Genomic DNA, 17,741 nt, shown 5'->3' with positions numbered 1-17,741 from the left:
CACAAAATAAATAATGCTGTAAATTGTATGAAACAAATGTATCACGAATGAGAAAGTTCGTGCTGTTAAAAAATCCTCTAAATGAAGGATTACCTTCAATGAGAAGTAATGAATTTGATAATCTCATCCTTGGTTTAGCAGAGTTTGTCCGTCGAGATGGCAGGTATCCATATCCTGAACTGCTCCGTCATGCTCTTAATAAACTAGCTTTAGAGTTAACTGCTGTCACATACCCGCGGACTCTAACTGGTCTTTTAGCATTACTCGAAAAACCTGTAAAAACTTGGTATCCAGGCCGCTTAGTGCCAAAAGAGTTTGACTCTGATTTTGGTCTGCTCTATGAAGGGGTGTTAAGTGAAGAAGCAAGTCGATACTTATATGAGGAACTGCTTGAAAAAACCAAGTTGTCAGAGTTTGCCACCACTTTAACCAAGCAAATTGCCATAGAGAATTTCCAGTTTCAGAGAATTTTGGAACGGTTACAAGAACTTTACAACAACGATAGCGAGCCTGAGCGCGTTCAGCAGGAGTATGTTTTGCTGCGTCTATTTTTGATTGAGAATCCATACACAACTCCGGCACAGCTTCGTAAAGCCTTTTCTACGACACGACATATTTCTATTCAAGAAGTTGGCGAACTCTACGATGAGTGTGAAGAAAATGAGCCTTGTTGGAATTGCGATCGCTGCGGCCCTTTGTTTAAAAAGTATGGAAAGTTACGTGGTATTAAACCCAGTGCTTGCAACGCTCATCGCCAAAATTTGCCGTTTATTCGACAAATCACCTGGAAACAAGGGCTGCGTCGTCTGAAGTTTGGTATCCATTTGCGTATTTGTTTACCGGGTATACCTGAGATGCGCTTATTTAAAGCGTTGGAAGAATTTCAAAGCAAATACTCAGATGAGCTTTGTGCCATCAATCTTTATCCTGGTATTGATCGCTATGACTTACAACTACGCTTCTGTGACCAATCAACCTGGGCTGTGGATATTAAAGATTACCGAAGCCCCTACAATTTAGCACCAAAGCTTACACCTCTATTCGGTGAGGGTGATCTGCGTTATGACGAGAGCTTTTATGTCATTCCTATCCAACGCCTACAACAAAGAGAGGACTACATCGAAATTCTTCGTGAACAGGCGACAAAGCTACCTAGCAGTACCCATCTTCTGAGTGATGCTGTATTTGAGGAAAGAGTTATCCATAAAATTGAGCAGTTGCGGGAAGAAAAATAGTCCATGAGCCAGATGAACTTATTTGAAGTACCGACCGAGTTTAAAGACCGCCTCGAACAGTTGAAGGAAGCAGGTTTGGATCGTACTCAAGCTGAATTGTTGCTTCAAGTAGAGCTTGGCTTTGCTCTCATGGAGTATTTGGAACTTGATGATGAGCCAGTCACCGCACCTTGGGCAATCTTGAGTGGAATGCCTTTGAGACATCCACGTTTACAGAGTTTGACTGAGATGGAACGTCGAGCGATCGCCAATACTCGCCAAATAGTTCCCTTTTCTGCCCGTTTCGCTTGGTTAGGTGCATTGCGTTCTTATCTAAGGATTCCTTTAGATTGGCGTAACTATCACGAATTCACTCCGCAAAACTGGGATAGCTATATTATTAATGCTGCCAAAAATCTCCGGCATCAAGTTCATCAAGATTTGTACGAACGTTGTTTAAATAGCAATTTAGATTTCCGGCTTCGCAAAGTTAAACGAGTAGAAGCCAAAACTACTTATCAATTTGAGGCAAAGAAAGGAGAAGAGACGGTTATAGTACCAGTCAGATTTACACAGCAGCAGGTACGAAATGCACAAATACAGCCGTTACCTTGGTTTGCTACAACTCGTTCTCGTACTGCGTTTTCGCTTCGTATTTCAGATTTAGAGCTAGATGCAGCATGGATTGATGAGCGAGAAGAAACCTTAGCGCGTCAATATGGCTGGGATCAAACTGCTAGAGGACACTGGGTTGATCGCTTTCGCAAAATCAACTTCCACAAAGTTCAGGAAAACGGAACACTGTTTCCGCAAGAGGAGCAAATTCTTGAGTTAGATGGCTTCACCAACATTGCAGGTATGGTTGCTTCTGGAAAAACTACGGTTTCGCAGTTGTTCAGTGTTAATGTTCTGCGGCATCATTGCGATCGCCGCATAACTTTAGTCGTTAGTGATGTGCAATCAGCGATTAAACTAGCAAACCAAATTAACTGGTGGTTTTGTAACGATCCAGAGAATGATGATCCAGTAGCAGTGCCAATCTTGGGGCGCAGTAAACGCGATGCACACCTTCAGAGTTTCTCTGCTTCAAAAGATTATCAAGAACATCGACAACGCGGACAGCCGCACTGGGGTGAGCGTTGGCTAGGCACTGCTTGTCCTCTCCAAGGTCAGCTAAAAGAGCGTGATTTTATTCAACTTCTAGACGGCAAAGCTCTTAAACCGGGAATTGAACCCTGTCATACTCTCAAAGAAATGCCTAAAAGCGATCGCAGCAAGCGAGGTAAAAATCTCGGTTCATCCTATTTGTGTCCATTCTTTGATAAATGCCCATCCCAACAGGTTTATCGTGATATGCCAAATGCTCGTGTTTGGATTACAACTCCTGGCGCGATGGCAATGGCAGGATTACCACGTCATTTAGACTTGCGCCCGATCAAAATCGGTGAACTCGTTAATGAACAATCAGATTTTGTGGTCTTTGATGAGGTCGAGACAGTCATCAAGTGGTTTGATGATACTTATGCTGAGGAAGTTGTTTTGACTGACGGTGGTAATAACGGCGTTTTTGATGATATCGGTGTGAAAACAGAACAATTCTCAAAAACTAACCGTGTTATGACTCCATCAACACAACGATGGACTGGCGCAGAACGTGATGCACAAAAAGCTATTACAGCAACATTGACTCTACTCGATAAACAGGTTGGACATCAAGTTCTCCGAAATTGGATCAAGCGAGGTTACTTTACACCTAACTCTCTTCTGTTCAAATTTGCGCGTCGTCTTGCTGGATTTAGAAGAATTTGAACCTTCTGATACATCTGAGGCAGTTTCAAGAGCAAATACTCGACTTGTTCAGCCAATTGTGCGTTATTTTGATGCACTGCTTAACGAGAACGATCCCTTGCGGATGCAGCCTTCATCTAACCCAAACCGAGATCCAGTCTTTCGCCTTGCGCGTCTTATGCAAGAAATCAATAGTACTGGAGAAAGTGCTTCAGATGAGCATATCTACAGGGCTTGCAGAGCTTGGATTATCGAATTTTTCCGAAATACAGAACGGCGTTTAGCGCAACTGCGAACAGAATTGGAGAATCGTAATCAAAGTTCTCAACAACAGCGACGTTCACCGAACGGCGATGAGCCAGATGTAGATACTGTTGAAACATTGGCTTATCGCCTCCAATTTGCGCTGACGATCGCTCTTTTAGATCGGCACACTCGAATTGTCTTTTATGAATGGCACAATCGACCGACATCAATCAACGACGAATCACCACATGGTCGAATGCCTGCTGCAATGTTGAATATTTTGCCATTGCCTCCCACAGGACGACAGTTTGGCACTTATTATTCCAGAGGAAATGACGACAATAAAAGCTCCAGAAATGGCAGCAATAATAATGCACTGACGTTGTTTGCCTACACCAATATTGGACGCTGCTACATTTTAAACTTTCATCGTTTATTTACAGATTTTAACGGTCAACGTGGCCCCAATGTGCTAGCACTTTCTGGAACATCCTACTTACCAGATTCTACCAGCTTTCACGTTGGTAATCCCCAAGGTGTTTTAATGCCAGAACAGGGGGCGAGAGATGCGATCGCTCAAAGTCATTTCAAATTTCTTCCCCAATTCAACCAAAAGAAAAAACCCCTCCGCATTTCTGGTAGCCCGGAACGGCAGAAAATGGGCTTGTTTCAAGAAATAGCGCGATCGCTTGTTGGTAGTAACGGTACAGGACATTTAGGGCAAGAACTTAGGGAATTAAAACATCTTGGCGAAAATGATTTAAGTACCCATTGGAAGGATCGCGATCGCCTTCTTCTACTCGTCAACTCCTACGATCAAGCTCATTGGGCAGCAAACGAAATTCGTAATTGCTGGTCAAGTATGCAGGACTTTGTTTATCACCTAGTTCCTGACAATATAGACACTTACACAGAAGGGAACTTTGATGAGCTAGCGAAATTTGTCAAACCACCTGATAAGGGTGCGCTCAATCGTGCAGATATTGAAACTTTTGGGCAAACTAAGGGAAAGATTCTTGTTGCTCCTATGAATGCGATCGGGCGTGGTTTCAATATTTTGAATGCCAACGGTAAAGCCGCATTTGGTACTATTTACTTTCTGACTCGTCCATATCCACATCCACATGATACACAAGCGATCGCCCAAGAAATGAACCGTCGCGCTTTAGAGTGGGCAGATAGAGCAGACTTTCTTGCATGGCAACAAGGAGACGGAATTGTACAACGTGCTGAAAAGGTGCGCCAACTAGCGGCGCGTTATTGGCGATCGGTTGAGCAACGTTCTTACTATAAAACCCTGCGCGATAATCAAGAATTACTTGCTTTTCCCCGATTTGACCTTGCTGCAACTACTGCTGGCTTAGTTATTCAAGCCGTTGGTCGTCTTTTGCGTGGAGGTGTCCCATTTCGTGGTTATTTTGTCGATGCGGCTTGGGCACCCAAGAGTGCTGCAAGGAAAGCCAATCCAGAATTATCTGAACTAGATACAGAAGAGACAAGTCTTCTGGTTGCGATGCTTCTACGAATCTGCGATTACGCCAGCGAGGAAAATACAGTAGGAAATGCGCTTTACAAGCCTCTAGCCGATGCACTGGAAGGAATCGAAGACCTGCATTGGTAAATTATTTTGTATAAAGGAATTCATAATTCCTAAAAAAGACGTGCAATCTCCTATTCTCTTACCTGCCAGAATGAATCTTGTAGAAGATGCTCTTACAGATTTAGAAATTGCGGTACTTGAGTTTCCATTTGCAGAAATTGTTGCGGACTTTCGTAACAGTATGGAAGAAGTTCTCTCATCTAATCGTAAGAAAAAGGTCTGGATACCATATCGACAGTTAAACAATGGATTGCTTGCCTGTGCATCAACATTGACACATGGTTTTGAATACCTTGATACAGGCGATTATCGAGCATTAGCTGTGGGAACGGTTGAAAATCCGTTGCGAGTTCCAACACCTGAGCAAATACATGAGTTAGTGATGATTTGGGCGCAGGAGTGGGCAAAGCAATTTGATGGTAAGGGTAAAACGGATCAGGTGAATAGTGTTTGCGATCGCTTTCTTGAAAACATCGCCATAATTCCTACTAATTGGAATTGGCAACCTATTACTCCAAAAACGCTCATTCAAAACATCAATGCTGAAAAAGGACTGGGATACCAAGCTAAGCTGTTACGCAGCTAAATTTAATAAACAGCATTACCTTTATTTTTAATTTTGCGTTCCCATTTAATAATAAGACCTCCTTCATTTAACAATTTATTTAACAACTCTTCTAGCTGTGATACTGACTCGAACAATCTATGAGCTATATATTCTTTTGCTGAATGCCAAACCAATTCAATCAAATTATAATCTGGACTATAAGGTGGTAGAAATTCCAGGATAATATTTGGCATTTCTGCCTTGATACGAACTAAAATATCTTTTCTTTTATGGAAGCTGGCATTATCTAAGATAATCACTATTTTCGCAGAACATTTATTGAAAGTCTCAATTCTATTTCCTTGCTCTATCCATTCTTGCAATAGAAAATTATTCAAAGATTGAAGCTGCTCATAAAATACATCGGCATTTCCTTTTTTAATCACAAAATTCATTCTCTTCTTGTCGTGATAACGTAACCCTCCCATAATATTTACTCTTCCTCTTCTTCTTTGACCTGTGATTTGTTTCCTTGTACCTTTCTTACCCCAGTTTTTTTCTTCTTATCACTCTTAAACTAAATCCACTCTCATCCCAAAACCATACCTGTAAACGCTCTGGGGGCTTCCTTTGTTATTCTTAAGTATTCTGACAATTTTTTCTTTAAATGCCTTACGCATTTCAGGATTCTGTTTGTCCTCTAGGCTGTATTTTGCCCAAAGGTAAACGTACTTTTTTTCGCTCTAATATTCTCCCAACTTGTGAACCACTTAACTTAATTCCTGTTATCTTTTCGAGGTATGTAGCTAGTCTTGCTGCTGTCCAACGACCAAATTCATACCCATACTCTAGTGGCTCTTTTTCAATTATTTCTAATAATAAATCCTCATATTCTTTGGTAACTTTGCGGAAGTTCCCTTCTCTTCTTCCATCTAAAAAACTTTCTAGGTTATCTGGATCGCCGTGAACTGCCCAATATGCTACTGTTGGATATGCAATATCTAAAAACTTACTAATCTCTTGATAAGTTTTTCCATCATTCATTAATAATAAAATCAGAATCTTTTCTCTTACGTAGGGATTTTAATGCTCTTTTAGCGTTTTTAGTAGCCTTTCCTTCTGCTCTTGGGAAAGATGATTTTTTGCTGGCATAGATGGCTGATACTAAATTAATTACTTAATCTAATATTATACAATCTAGCTGCGTAACAGCTTATTCCTAGTTTCTTAGCAACATTGCTGCATGAAAAAAAATGTATTATTCGCTCCGGGCAAAGAGAGCAAGAAATCCAGTGGCGCAAGGTACAAGGCGATGGCTCAGGTCGTACTGGACTATTCTTAGTCAGTCAAGCGTTTCCGGCACTGTACACAGATGACTATGGCAACGAAAGGGAAGGTTATTTTGTTTATCGCTTGGATTTTCACGTTCAGACTCAAGCAGGGCGATTTAACCAAAATGGCAAGCTTAAACCGTGGATTTTTTTGCATTTAAGTTGTCAACGATATGCTCATGAGCCATTAATTGAAAATAATTATGGTCGTGATATCTCTGTGCTGATGGGGATGAATAAGGAACGTTTATCTGGTTACGAAGTAGATTCAACTTTGATACGTCTTACCATTGAGAACAATGGAAGAGAAGATAGTAATCTGTGGAAATTTCAATTACCAAATCTGTTAGCTGCATTCAAAGCGCGTCCCCTTGAAACAACCGATAGTATTCGTTGCAATCCTTTTATATACGGCAATTTAGATAATCATTCTAACTGGAATAGAGATGAATATTATTTAGTTCATACTGAAGGATATAAGTATGAACATGAAAATCATAAAAGAGGACGAGGACATAGTATTAAGCCAGGATTTAGTTTACAGGAACGTGGTGATATCGTTGCTCAAGTGTTAGAGCTTCTAGACGGTGTTTTAATATCAGATAATCCAATGCAATCTGATATTCCTGCTCCATCTGGTCAAAAAACACCCTTGGCGATGCGTGATTACGAACATATTTCTCAACTTCCAAGTTTTACAAAACAACAAAAAGAAAAGCTGACTGAAAAAGAAATTAAGCAACGTGTTGATAACCGTCGTCAAGAAAGACAAACGATCATTGCTGACGCTATTGAGCGGGCATTGCAAGGAAAACCCATACATCTTTTTATTCTGTGGCGCGAACGAGATACCTATGATGTAACTTGCCAGACATTGCGTGATGCTTTCCTGCTCAATGAAGGAGAAAATTTTCCAGAGCATGTCAAAGTATCATCTGTGTGGATTAATGATCCAAATCTTTTGAAACCACTCGATACAGCCGGACTTGCACCTAAAGATGGTCAAGAGTTTGATAAACAAATACGCAAGCAGCATCAAATGAAACTTGATGCATGGCGCGACTTTTTGAAGCATGAGGTTATTGCTTCAATTGACTCAACTACTAAGCCATACTGTTTTGCGATCGTTGAAATTGGACAAACAAAAAAGAAAGGAGTTCATCCTAAACAAAGCATCTATAGAGTAGTTCGTGAAGCTTGTGTGTTAGAAAAAATCGGTTCCCAAATGGTGCAAACAGTTAAACCAAAATCATCTGACAAAGAAGATGAAAGCACAGACACATCGCCATCTTATAGCAAGAAGACGGAAGGACGTATTCTAAATGCTGTACTGGATGTAACGCTACGCCAGGTTGGGGCACTCTATGGACTACCCTCAGAAGTCTACGAACGGGCAGGGATACCAAAGGAAATCGCCCAAAACCTCGATGTAATTGCCCTTTGTCGCCGAAAAGCTACTCAAGGACAAGATAATATTCACTATGCCTTGGCTGTTCGTCTGCGGGCAACCGGTTCAGTTGATGTGTTATTTGCCGATCGCAACAATTGGATTCCTTATGCACACGCGGGGATTGAACTGGGACAAATTTTCTCACGGGCGCGGTGCGATCGCAATTACAAAACAGTTCAGTTAAAGGGAATAGAACTTGCAAAATTTGCGGCGGATGTACTAACACAAGTAGGCGATTGTCCTACTATTGCCTTAATCGAAGCAGATGTATGGCGTAACGAGCGTGGTGAAGAAAATGGAGGTCAAGCTTGGTTCCAACTAAAAAATGAATATCTCTTTGCAAACCGGAATATCTTAGACTTCCAACACGTTCCAGGTCATGCTTGTGTATATCCTCGTGACCATAACCAACTTAGGAACCTGCTGGGAATAATTCGTTTTCGCGCTGGCGACGAGACAACTCAATACATCACCAATCGACAAACTTGGAATGAGAATTCTCCAGCACGAGATTTAATTCACTTAAGTGGTTTTTATGATACATCGATACCTGAGTTGCTCCACTACTTCTCTATTGGAAGATTACCGAAAACACAGAAAGCTCAAGATACCGCAACAACACGCGAACTCTATATGCTCGACTCGCAAAATGACGAATATGGTGTAAATATTGCATTCAAGCACCAGCAGATGCTAGAAATATTACCCTTTTTCGTTCATCCAGATTTCCAAAAAACAGAAAAAAACCTAAAATCACTTTGCCGAGTGCCACACTACTTACGAATCTCACCAGCGTGGTCTATGGGTAATATTCATTCACCATATCCAATGCATTTAGGCAAACAACTAATCAAGGATCACTTATGCATTCTTGGTGTAGAAGTTTGATTCAATAAGTAGTATTCTGCTTTTATTGACAAACTTGAGGAATAACTACATTTTTGACTAATTGGCTTGAGGCGAGACAAAAATAAATAGTTAGTGGAATTAACTAAATAACCAGAAGTGTTGAACGGTAAGAAAAATCCGATAAAAATAGCCCAAAATATGGTATTTTTGGGCGAAGGCTTAAACTATATTAGTTTGATTGTGATTATAAATTCATTTCCCAAAATTGTCAAAGATATCTTGAAAAGCCTGCCAAAAAATGATTATCCAGTATTGAATAGTCGTCTATTCTTTGAGTGCTGGCTATCCTATGCTCTGGATAATAGCTTAACAAGTATGCGAGATTTATTTAAGAGATTAAACAATACAGGATTTGAGTATCGGCTCAATAAGTCGGGGTAGCGAATAAAAGTAAAAAGACTTGCTAACATCCAATTTATTGAGAGTTAACTAGATTGTTCTAACGCAGGGATTCTATTTGAATGCAAACGCTTGACTATAAAGGTTGAGGATTAATAGAAAATTTTGAGCGAATAATAGTGTCCAATTCGGGGATTTTATCAGAGAGAGAAATCCGGTCATGTATATATTCAAAGAAGCTGATTCCCAATTTACGAGTAGTGGCAACAAGAGACATAAAAATGTCCCATGCCTTAGTACCCTCACTCGTTTGAGTGGCGTAACTAATTTTTCGTCGCTGCACCATAGTCCTAGCAGCTAATTCCGCCGGATTATTATGTAAAGGTAAGTTTGGATACTCTAAGACCAGCAGTAGTTCAGACTCTTTAGCTGCCGTTAATTTTTTTCGCTCATCTAATTGTTTATATCCAGTTTCAGTACCGAATAGCTGACAGAATTTAGTCTTTAATTCCTGTTTGGTTTTTGGGGAAGGGGAATTTCTGTAAGCGACTAATTCTCGGTAGTAATCCCAAAATTCCCCTAAAAATTTGTCTAATGTTTGTTGACAAAAACCAACAAATGGACTTAATTATTTATAATGTCTGGCTTCATGTACCCAACATAAAGCCAAATTATCTGTAATTAATTTGAATTGGGGTGCATCATCGCAGACCAGAAATTCTACCACTGGTATTTGAGATTGCTGATGATAGAACGAAATTGCAGCAGCTTCCAAAACACGAGTCCGGTATTGAGAACCTAGCTTGCTTAAATACGTATCCAGCAATGAATTAAACTCTAATTCAGTCAAAACTGTTTCTTGCGGCAACAATTTCATTTGATTGTGCCATTTAGTTGGGACATTAAAACTTGTAAGCAACTCGTAAGTCAGCCCATTTAGAACATATTCAAGCTCTTGTCTATTTTGCAAGACCCCAATTACGCTTAGTCGGTCTTTCTTAGCTGTAGTTGAGTAGACTGTGTACCAGGGGTTACAAATTACATTCGTGGTCTGATTTACTCCTTTAACACGGGCACTTGTTTGGTCTATATGCTGCCACGAGCTACTTTCTAACCCAGATGTATAAACTTGATTATATTCAGCTTCAAAATCGCCTAAGTTTTTGATGAGTAGATTTGATAAATAGCCAGCCGACATTGAGATCCCAATATTCTCTAAAAACTCTAGCAACTTACCTTGGGTCATATTACCGCCGTAATATAAGCTAATTACTAGAGCTTTTATTCCCGGACCAAATTCTCCATCGTAACCAGGTGGCAAAGATGCTAAATACGTTTTTCCAACACTAGGCGAGTAATATTTTTCTTTCCGGAATAATACGTTATCAGTTAACAGTGAAATATCTTGAATGATTACCTCTTCATAGCCTTTGAACTGTGCATCAGGCGGTAGCTCACTCGCCGGATAATCCAGAATGCATGTCCTGTCTACTTTTATGCTCTGATTTTTGCTACTTTTCGTATGTTTTTTTTGGGAGTGTGTCGTTCTTTTTCGGATGAATGATTGCTCTTGAACCCTTTCGACTGATTGCTCTTGATTTCTGGTTTCCCCTGTTCGCCTTTCAGACGATTGTTTTCGTCCCGTAGTTTTTGGTTTTCTTCACGTAATTCTTTTATCTCTGATTGTTGCTGCTCTATGACGTTTAGCAGAACAGTTAATGTCTGGCGCAAGGATTCGTCTGCAAACTTTGAGGGGTCGATGGTTTGCAACAATGCCTCTACTTGTTTTTCTGGAGATTGCTTTTGCGCCATGTCATATATTCTACGACCCTATGTGCATCTCTCTACTTTGTTATTTTTTCTACTACCCCGATTTATTGAGCGGATACCTATTATACTGAGGAAAATTGTTAATTCTAATCCCAGATGTATCTATTGGATCACCAGATTTAATCCAGTCTGTAATATTAGGATTCGTAACGTTGGGATTGTTAGGATCTACGAGAGGATCGAGTTCAAAACTTCCATTTCTAACAAGTTCTACCGCTTGTGCTTCTGTATTATAAGTATTGATAATCACAGCAGTGCTAGCTAAGGTAGTAGTAACACTCAAAACAATAATTGAGAGTTTTTTAGTTAACGTCATGAAACTTGACTCCAAATAATTTTAAATTCTGAAAATTCAAACAAGTTGATAGTTACAACTTATTAAGTTGTCAATTTTTAAAGCTAATTTTAGGGTTTGTAGTAAGCACTTTAGAGCTTATAAAATAAAGAACTAAAGTTATTACTACGAATTAAAATTGACAGATTTCTACATAAGGTTTAATCATCCTCATCATCTATCACTTCATCCCCATAGTTTTCTCCTGGATGTTCAGGTGTAGCTTTCACACTCACATCATCCAAATATAAAAATGCATACTTGGCTTTGGAACCAAACTTGATCTCTGTGGATGCTCCTTTGGCTTTAAAATCTAAGGTGTATCGCGTGTAGGGTTGGTAAGGAGTATCCTTTTTCACAGAAACCTTCTTTCCACCTATAAAAACCTTAAATTTATTCTTAAGGTTAGGTGCCTCCTCTATGGATGCAAAATAGTAAGTAAGTTGGTAGTGTTGACCAAGAACTGTAGGGATATTCTGTGATATGTAGCTAACGCCTGAAAATGCACCAAGCGATAAACCTTGATTGCCAGTGTGAGGAAAGTTGCTAATTGTAACACCTGATATATCTATCGGATCACCGGATTTAACCCATGCTGTAACATTAGCATTTACAATGTTGGGATCATTAGAATCCGCCAGAGGATCGATTTCAAATCCCCCGTTAATAATCAGTTCTTGTCCTTCTGCTTGCGCTGCCGATTTATAAGTATTGGTAATTACAGCAGTATAAAGGAAGGCAGTGGCCAAACTGCAAACAATGATTGAGAGTTTTTTAGTGAACTTCACGAGACATTACTCCAAATAGTTCAAAATTCACGACAACTACAACTACTTAAATTGATTTACTTTGTGGTGATTAAGGCGCAAGAAACCCATAATTATTTCTGAAGATATTCTGGGCAGTAGTACCAGTTAAATAGTTAGAAAAACTCTGCGCCGTCGTTAAAACTGTAGTTCTGGTGAGTATACCCAGTGGATAGACAATCGGATCACTCTCTGTTGTAAGGGCAGTTTGTACAACTCTTACCTTGTTAGAAATGGCGGCATCAGTTTTGTAAACAGCACCTGCGTCGATAGTTTTATTTACACCTCCAATAGTTACAGAAGCTTTATTTTCAACAGCAGTTAAAACATTACGCACATTGCTAGCAAGGTATAATTTAGGAGTAAGAGTACTGAAAATACCTCTACTAGTGAGAACTTGTTTAGTGTAATTTCCTGCTGGCACCACTGGAGGAGTACCTGTGTAGTCACCTATAGCAACACCACTAATATTGGCATTGGTCAAACCATTGAAGCTAGTGAGAGCAGCACTACCAGCACTAACAGGAGGTGTTGTTGGAGCAATCAAAACTAGACGGTTTCTGACAATGTTCTTACGGCTACCTGAAACCAATTTACTAGGGCTTGAATTCTGCAAGACATCTATTTGATCTGTTGCAGCAGAAATGAAAATATCTGCTGGTGCTCCTGCTTGTATTTGGCTCAGTAAGGTACCAGAAGCACCAAACGTATAAACAACGTTGACGCTTGGGTTAGCACTTTGGTACTGAGTCTTAATGGCATTCAGAGCGTTTGTTAAGCTGACAGCTGCATATACGTTAAGTGTAGTTACAGAGCTTGCTGGTGATAAATTGACAAACTGGAAGCCTATTACCAGCATCATGCTGGTAACTGCCGTAGCAATCCAAGCAATAAATCTTCTTCTGTTCATTAAAGTTATAGTTTGGGAAAAATTTTACCTAAAAGTCTCATTTTTGACATGGTTGACTTACGCACAGGCAATGGAAAAAGAAACCACAGAGAAGCCTGAGGATATGGATAAATTTGATTTAGTGAGAGTTTTGGCGTAAGTCCTACGCATAATAAACTCTGGAAATAAATGGACAATCACGATTGCTAAAAGTATTAGCGTGATTAGCCGTTTATTATTTCCACGTAGAATTACACAAACAGCAAGTGAAATGTATTTAGTGATGAAATAATATCAGTTAAATAAGTTTATACCAACTTATTTGGTTAAAAATCCCTGACAAAAATAAGTAAAAGAATTACAGAAATTGTTTTATAGCAGTGATTAACCGAAATTGTTGGTGTAAATGCAGTTAAATTATTTTTACCAACTTTTTCGTTGCTGGGGGGTAATGTTCCTACTTACTACTAACTTTTTTGGTAAAAGCTCACTGCATTAATACTGGTGACAAGCGATCGCATCTAGAAGCGCTTGTAAATCATCCACCCAGAAGATGTACATATAATTCTTTATTTGTATAAAAATATATATAAACTTTTATGATATCAATAAAAATTTTAATTTGATATAAGCCTAACGATAGATAGATTTTATGTAAACATGGTTTAGATTTGTAACAGGTTACACAGAACTAGGTAAAACACATGGCCAACATAATTGACACTGCCACTAATAATGGTTCTTTCAAGACACTAGTTGCAGCAATCGAAGCGGCTGGTCTGGTAGATACACTGACAGGGGCTGGCCCATTTACCGTCTTTGCACCCACTGATGCAGCTTTTAATAAGCTTCCAGCAGGTACAGTAGACGCGTTACTGAAAGATATTCCTAAACTCAAGAAAATCTTGACCTATCATGTTGTCTCCGGCAAAGTGCTGGCTGCTGATGTGGCTAAACTGAAGACAGCTAAAACAGTTGAAGGTTCAGATGTGAAAATTGATGCTTCTAATGGCGTCAAGATAAACGATGCAAAAGTTGCAACCGCAGATGTTGCTGCTGATAACGGTGTCATCCACGTAATTGACACAGTTTTGATTCCTGCATAAGCAAACCTCACAATAGCGAATGCTATTTGTAGGACGGCGACTACCTAATAGTCGTTTCTCTATTACAGTCTGGTTGAATGTTTTTTAGTAAACACCAACTACCAACAAATCCATCTAGATGCTGTCTAGATGGATTTATTGTTTTATTGGTGTAGGGACGTTGCAATTGCTAGTCTCTCTTTATTTAGATGTAATCAAATTTTTAGTTTTGCCAAACCCAAATAACGGATACCTTCGGGGGAAATGTCAAAACGGCAAGGTAAGACTTCTAAGCCGAGAGCGATCGCATCCCGTAATAATTTACCATAGACAGGATCTGTGCGATCGCCAGGGGAGAACTCAGTACAATCACTACGATTGATAAAGTAAAGCATCACTGCACGAGTTAGAGGTAGTAGCGCCATTAGTTCTCGCAAGTGCTTTTGTCCTCTTGTAGTCTCGGTGTCAGGAAATAGGGCTAATCTCCCTTCAGACAAAGTTGTATTTTTCACTTCTAAATAAATCGGGCGTTGTTCATCACTCCCCGTCAAGAAAAAATCCACTCGACTTTTTTTATCTAACCCATAAACCACTTCGCCCTTGATTTGGCTATAGTCGCCCAATTCTGGGAAAAGGTGTTTCGCCAAAGCTAGTTTCACCACTCGATTGGGCAAAAAAGTATTGATGCCTACCCAAGTCGGCTCATTATCATGTACCTGAATTAGTTCTAAAGTGTAAGCCAATTTGCGGTTAAGATTATCGCTTTTGGAAAGCTGTACCGCACTTTGGGGAGTCGAGACTCCAGTCATCGGCCCTGTATTGGGACAATGTGCTGTAACTATCTCGCCAGAAGTAAGTTGAACGTCAGCAAAAAACCGCTTGTAGCGTTTTAGCAGAATACCTGGATATAAAGGTGGGTAACGGTAAAGCCAATCTATCATTATGAAACCTTGTTGCTGCTAGTCAATATACGTCGATTCCTTACCCACCGAACCCATATCTGCAAATCTTTTCAGCAGCTATTCTGCCCTGTGAGAGAATTTGAGTAACTTTATATATCATGGATTGTCAATTTTTGTAGTTAAATTAACAACATAGTAATAAAAAGTATCATATACTAAGTATTATAAGTCTCCCATAAAAAATCCGGGAGAATTTCAATATGCAAGGAGGTAAATCCTATGCAAAAAGTGTGGACAGCAACGGAATTAGAATATGCTTTTCTTTTTACTCTTAGAAAAGTAAATTCGATAAATCTAGAAGGTTTCAAACCATTTTTTAGTAATATGCCTGTTGATCCTTATATCAAAGGCAACTATCGTTCTAGAAGATTATCTCGATTCACCGTTTCGGGAAATGAGTTAATCAAATTACCTCATGGCTACTTCTTTCAAAGTAAAGAACATAATCCATTGTTGGGCGATATAAAAAGAGAGTTTGCAGAATTAGATGATGCACTCATAGAGCTTGATATTTTTAGAAATCTTGTTTTAGCATTTAGTGATTCTTGTAAACTTCATCCTGAAGCTGAAATCGGAGTTCATCAAATTAGAATTAGTTGTTCACCAAATAATTTTAGTAATCTAGCACCTGAAGGTATCCATCAAGATGGTACTGATTTTATTGGCATATTTTCCGTAGATAGAGATAATATTCAAGGTGGAGAAACACATCTCTATACTGCCAAAAAAGAAAAACCTGTGTTTAGCAAAGTTCTAAATCCGGGTGAACTCTTATTGATCAATGACCGTGATTTTTTCCACTTTGCCAATCCCATAAAACCACAAACTGACGCTCAAGGGAGTTTCGATGTTTTTGTGCTGACTTCTCCCAGTTTGCTTTCAGAATAATTTTAGTCAAGTGTAAATATTTTACAATTTACGAGATATGGGGAATTGAATGTAGTCATTTCCCCAGCTTTTTTATTTGGAATCGGAAATAATCTGGCTGAGAGTGGTTTATTCAACTTGATGGCTAAAGTTGCCATATCAATTAATAAAGCTGTAATTTTTTCTATGGTTATATCACCTGGAATCGGGACTGTATCCAGTCCACAGCCACAAACTGCTGAATATAATAATAAATTTGTAATATCATAGGTTTGCTCATTAGCTCTTGCAGCTAGTCCAACATCTTCACAAACTGGAAGCATCAGTCCAGAGTAACCACAGATTTTTACTGATACGCTTTTCAATACACGAGTCAGCATCCCAGAAATTGCAAGAGTTCCTGAATGTCCAAACTTGCCACTCATCAATTTTTCATAAGCAAAAGAAATACTATTTTGTTTGTCTAAAGATGGAGCTATAGATGTATCAATTCCTTTATATGCTACGTTAAATTCATCAGATATTTTTTCAGCAATAGCTGCGATTTTATTTAATTCTAATTCTAAAATTAAGTGTAGGTTTTGCTCTGCTGTTGTAATATTGTTAGCTTGTGAGAATGCTTGCATTACCAAGTCGCCTAACTCTAATCCTATAGCAAAAGATGTATTGCCTGTATGATATGCAGTAGGGAAAAATGGAATATGTGGCTGGCAGTTTGCCCATACACAAAAACGAAAGTTACCATAGCCATTTTCACTTTCTTGGGAAATACGTTTAATAGCTTTAGCGGATTCCCTAGCATTCTCAAAATTAATGCCCTTTTCCTTGTCACCAATTTTGCTAGAGCAATAAATAATCGATGTATTTTTGTTGATATCTGGAATTATATCTATGGTTTCGGGTTTGCTGGCATAACCAATATTGAAAAAGCTGATATTCTGATTTTGGCAAAGTTGTTCTAGAGTTTGAATTTGATTGATAATTTCGGTTTTGGAGAATTCTTGCAGATATTCTTCCCAGGTATTAGTGGCAATTCTAGTTGTTTGTACCTCATATCCTTGTTTTTCCAAAAAAATCTGCGCTTGCCGATTAAATTCAGCAGCTTGCTTAATTTTTTCCTGTTCTTGTAGAGATTGAAGTGATATACCTGTTGTAATAGTTCTAATTTTCATTGCTATAAATTATGATTGATATTTGCACTACATATAACTATAAAATCTGGAGGTGTAAAATATTCCATTGGGTGAATTACATTTATAACAACTTAGGGTAGTGTGTTATTTTTATTTAACAAAAAATCTGAAATTAAGCAAAGCTATGCTGGATACTTAGAATATTAAGGGTGAGTAGATAGGTTAGAGGATGTTTGAAAAGTATTGGGCGAAAATTCGCTACTACACTAGCATTGTCCACCTTCGTGGACTAATACAAAATTAAGAGTTTTTAACCCACGGAGGTGGATAAAGTCTCGTATAGCCGCGACTTCTAGTCGCTCGGTGAGTAATAAATTAGACTTTTCAAACAACCTCTTAGGCTATGAAGCA

The 17,741-nt window shown here is 39.0% G+C and carries 15 protein-coding genes and 3 pseudogenes; 8 read left to right on the top strand and 10 right to left on the bottom strand.

The features are described 5' to 3' along the window. The first annotated feature begins 98 nt into the window (after positions 1–98). The 4 genes from HUN01_RS03860 to HUN01_RS03850 are packed head-to-tail and all read left to right on the top strand — an operon-like array spanning position 99 to position 5,434. Positions 99–1,235, top strand: a complete 1,137-nt coding sequence (locus HUN01_RS03860) for a restriction endonuclease-related protein (protein ID WP_181930159.1) — start codon at positions 99–101, stop codon at positions 1,233–1,235. A 3-nt stretch (positions 1,236–1,238) separates the two neighbouring features. Continuing rightward, positions 1,239–3,023 (top strand): pPIWI_RE_Z domain-containing protein, encoded by a 1,785-nt coding sequence (locus HUN01_RS34805; protein WP_203219521.1) that lies wholly within the window; start codon positions 1,239–1,241, stop codon positions 3,021–3,023. After that, positions 3,001–4,869 (top strand): hypothetical protein, encoded by a 1,869-nt coding sequence (locus HUN01_RS34800; RefSeq protein ID WP_203219520.1) that lies wholly within the window; start codon positions 3,001–3,003, stop codon positions 4,867–4,869. Before HUN01_RS34805 ends, HUN01_RS34800 begins: the two co-directional genes overlap by 23 nt. 40 nt (positions 4,870–4,909) lie before the next feature. Further along, positions 4,910–5,434, top strand: coding sequence for a hypothetical protein (locus tag HUN01_RS03850; protein WP_181930158.1), 525 nt, complete (start codon positions 4,910–4,912; stop codon positions 5,432–5,434). A 2-nt stretch (positions 5,435–5,436) separates the two neighbouring features. Here the strand turns inward: HUN01_RS03850 and HUN01_RS03845 are convergent. Further along, positions 5,437–6,547, bottom strand: a pseudogene (locus HUN01_RS03845) (IS630 family transposase). Positions 6,548–6,631: 84 nt separating this feature from the next. On the opposite strand from HUN01_RS03845, the gene HUN01_RS03840 reads away from it, so the two are divergent. Then, positions 6,632–9,064 (top strand): RNaseH domain-containing protein, encoded by a 2,433-nt coding sequence (locus HUN01_RS03840; protein ID WP_181930157.1) that lies wholly within the window; start codon positions 6,632–6,634, stop codon positions 9,062–9,064. A 201-nt stretch (positions 9,065–9,265) separates the two neighbouring features. Further along, a pseudogene (locus HUN01_RS03835) lies at positions 9,266–9,442 on the top strand (IS4 family transposase); the annotation flags it as partial. 118 nt (positions 9,443–9,560) lie between these two features. Here the strand turns inward: HUN01_RS03835 and HUN01_RS34795 are convergent. From HUN01_RS34795 to modA, 7 genes and pseudogenes are all read right to left on the bottom strand, one after another. Further along, a complete protein-coding gene (locus HUN01_RS34795; RefSeq protein WP_203219578.1) occupies positions 9,561–9,770 on the bottom strand; it encodes a hypothetical protein in 210 nt (69 codons plus the stop codon). Positions 9,771–9,776: 6 nt separating this feature from the next. Then, positions 9,777–9,920 (bottom strand): annotated as a pseudogene (locus HUN01_RS35175) (hypothetical protein); the annotation flags it as partial. A 132-nt stretch (positions 9,921–10,052) separates the two neighbouring features. Continuing rightward, positions 10,053–10,745: a hypothetical protein gene (locus tag HUN01_RS34790; protein ID WP_203219577.1), complete on the bottom strand. Its 693-nt coding sequence runs from the start codon at positions 10,743–10,745 to the stop codon at positions 10,053–10,055. Between the two features lie 173 nt (positions 10,746–10,918). Continuing rightward, positions 10,919–11,236 (bottom strand): hypothetical protein, encoded by a 318-nt coding sequence (locus HUN01_RS34785; RefSeq protein ID WP_238845426.1) that lies wholly within the window; start codon positions 11,234–11,236, stop codon positions 10,919–10,921. Positions 11,237–11,288: 52 nt separating this feature from the next. Next, entirely contained in the window at positions 11,289–11,570 is a 282-nt protein-coding gene (locus tag HUN01_RS03825; RefSeq protein ID WP_181930156.1) for a hypothetical protein, read from the bottom strand. A gap of 179 nt (positions 11,571–11,749) precedes the next feature. Beyond that, positions 11,750–12,376, bottom strand: a complete 627-nt coding sequence (locus HUN01_RS03820; protein ID WP_181930155.1) for a DUF642 domain-containing protein — start codon at positions 12,374–12,376, stop codon at positions 11,750–11,752. Positions 12,377–12,446: 70 nt separating this feature from the next. Further along, positions 12,447–13,304, bottom strand: coding sequence for a molybdate ABC transporter substrate-binding protein (modA, locus tag HUN01_RS03815; RefSeq protein WP_238845952.1), 858 nt, complete (start codon positions 13,302–13,304; stop codon positions 12,447–12,449). 683 nt (positions 13,305–13,987) lie between these two features. Between modA and HUN01_RS03810 the strand changes: the two genes are divergently transcribed. Continuing rightward, positions 13,988–14,389 carry a fasciclin domain-containing protein gene (locus tag HUN01_RS03810; protein ID WP_181930154.1) on the top strand — a complete coding sequence of 134 codons (402 nt, stop codon included), beginning with the start codon at positions 13,988–13,990 and terminating at the stop codon, positions 14,387–14,389. A gap of 194 nt (positions 14,390–14,583) precedes the next feature. Here HUN01_RS03810 and sfsA read toward each other — a convergent pair whose 3' ends face one another. Further along, complete coding sequence (gene sfsA / locus HUN01_RS03805) at positions 14,584–15,309, bottom strand: DNA/RNA nuclease SfsA (protein ID WP_181930153.1); 726 nt, start codon at positions 15,307–15,309, stop codon at positions 14,584–14,586. Between the two features lie 240 nt (positions 15,310–15,549). Between sfsA and HUN01_RS03800 the strand changes: the two genes are divergently transcribed. Then, entirely contained in the window at positions 15,550–16,218 is a 669-nt protein-coding gene (locus HUN01_RS03800; RefSeq protein WP_181930152.1) for a 2OG-Fe dioxygenase family protein, read from the top strand. A 2-nt stretch (positions 16,219–16,220) separates the two neighbouring features. Here HUN01_RS03800 and HUN01_RS03795 read toward each other — a convergent pair whose 3' ends face one another. Beyond that, entirely contained in the window at positions 16,221–17,369 is a 1,149-nt protein-coding gene (locus tag HUN01_RS03795) for a DUF711 family protein (RefSeq protein WP_181930151.1), read from the bottom strand. Positions 17,370–17,741 lie beyond the last annotated feature (372 nt).

Origin of the sequence: Nostoc edaphicum CCNP1411, assembly GCF_014023275.1 — a bacterium.
Classification (GTDB): Bacteria; Cyanobacteriota; Cyanobacteriia; order Cyanobacteriales; family Nostocaceae; genus Nostoc; species Nostoc edaphicum_A.
The sequence above is the reverse complement of the archived record's forward strand: the minus strand, read 5'-3'. Positions and strand labels throughout refer to the sequence as shown.

Bases quoted from the DNA above. Each gene is read 5' to 3' on its own strand.
- HUN01_RS03795 (WP_181930151.1), bottom strand. From the start codon at position 17,369: ATGAAAATTAGAACTATTACAACAGGTATATCACTTCAATCTCTACAA.
- modA (WP_238845952.1), bottom strand. From the start codon at position 13,304: ATGAACAGAAGAAGATTTATTGCTTGGATTGCTACGGCAGTTACCAGC.
- sfsA (WP_181930153.1), bottom strand. From the start codon at position 15,309: ATGATAGATTGGCTTTACCGTTACCCACCTTTATATCCAGGTATTCTG.
- HUN01_RS03810 (WP_181930154.1), top strand. From the start codon at position 13,988: ATGGCCAACATAATTGACACTGCCACTAATAATGGTTCTTTCAAGACA.
- HUN01_RS34795 (WP_203219578.1), bottom strand. From the start codon at position 9,770: ATGGTGCAGCGACGAAAAATTAGTTACGCCACTCAAACGAGTGAGGGT.
- HUN01_RS03800 (WP_181930152.1), top strand. From the start codon at position 15,550: ATGCAAAAAGTGTGGACAGCAACGGAATTAGAATATGCTTTTCTTTTT.
- HUN01_RS34785 (WP_238845426.1), bottom strand. From the start codon at position 11,236: ATGGCGCAAAAGCAATCTCCAGAAAAACAAGTAGAGGCATTGTTGCAA.
- HUN01_RS03825 (WP_181930156.1), bottom strand. From the start codon at position 11,570: ATGACGTTAACTAAAAAACTCTCAATTATTGTTTTGAGTGTTACTACT.
- HUN01_RS34805 (WP_203219521.1), top strand. From the start codon at position 1,239: ATGAGCCAGATGAACTTATTTGAAGTACCGACCGAGTTTAAAGACCGC.
- HUN01_RS03860 (WP_181930159.1), top strand. From the start codon at position 99: ATGAGAAGTAATGAATTTGATAATCTCATCCTTGGTTTAGCAGAGTTT.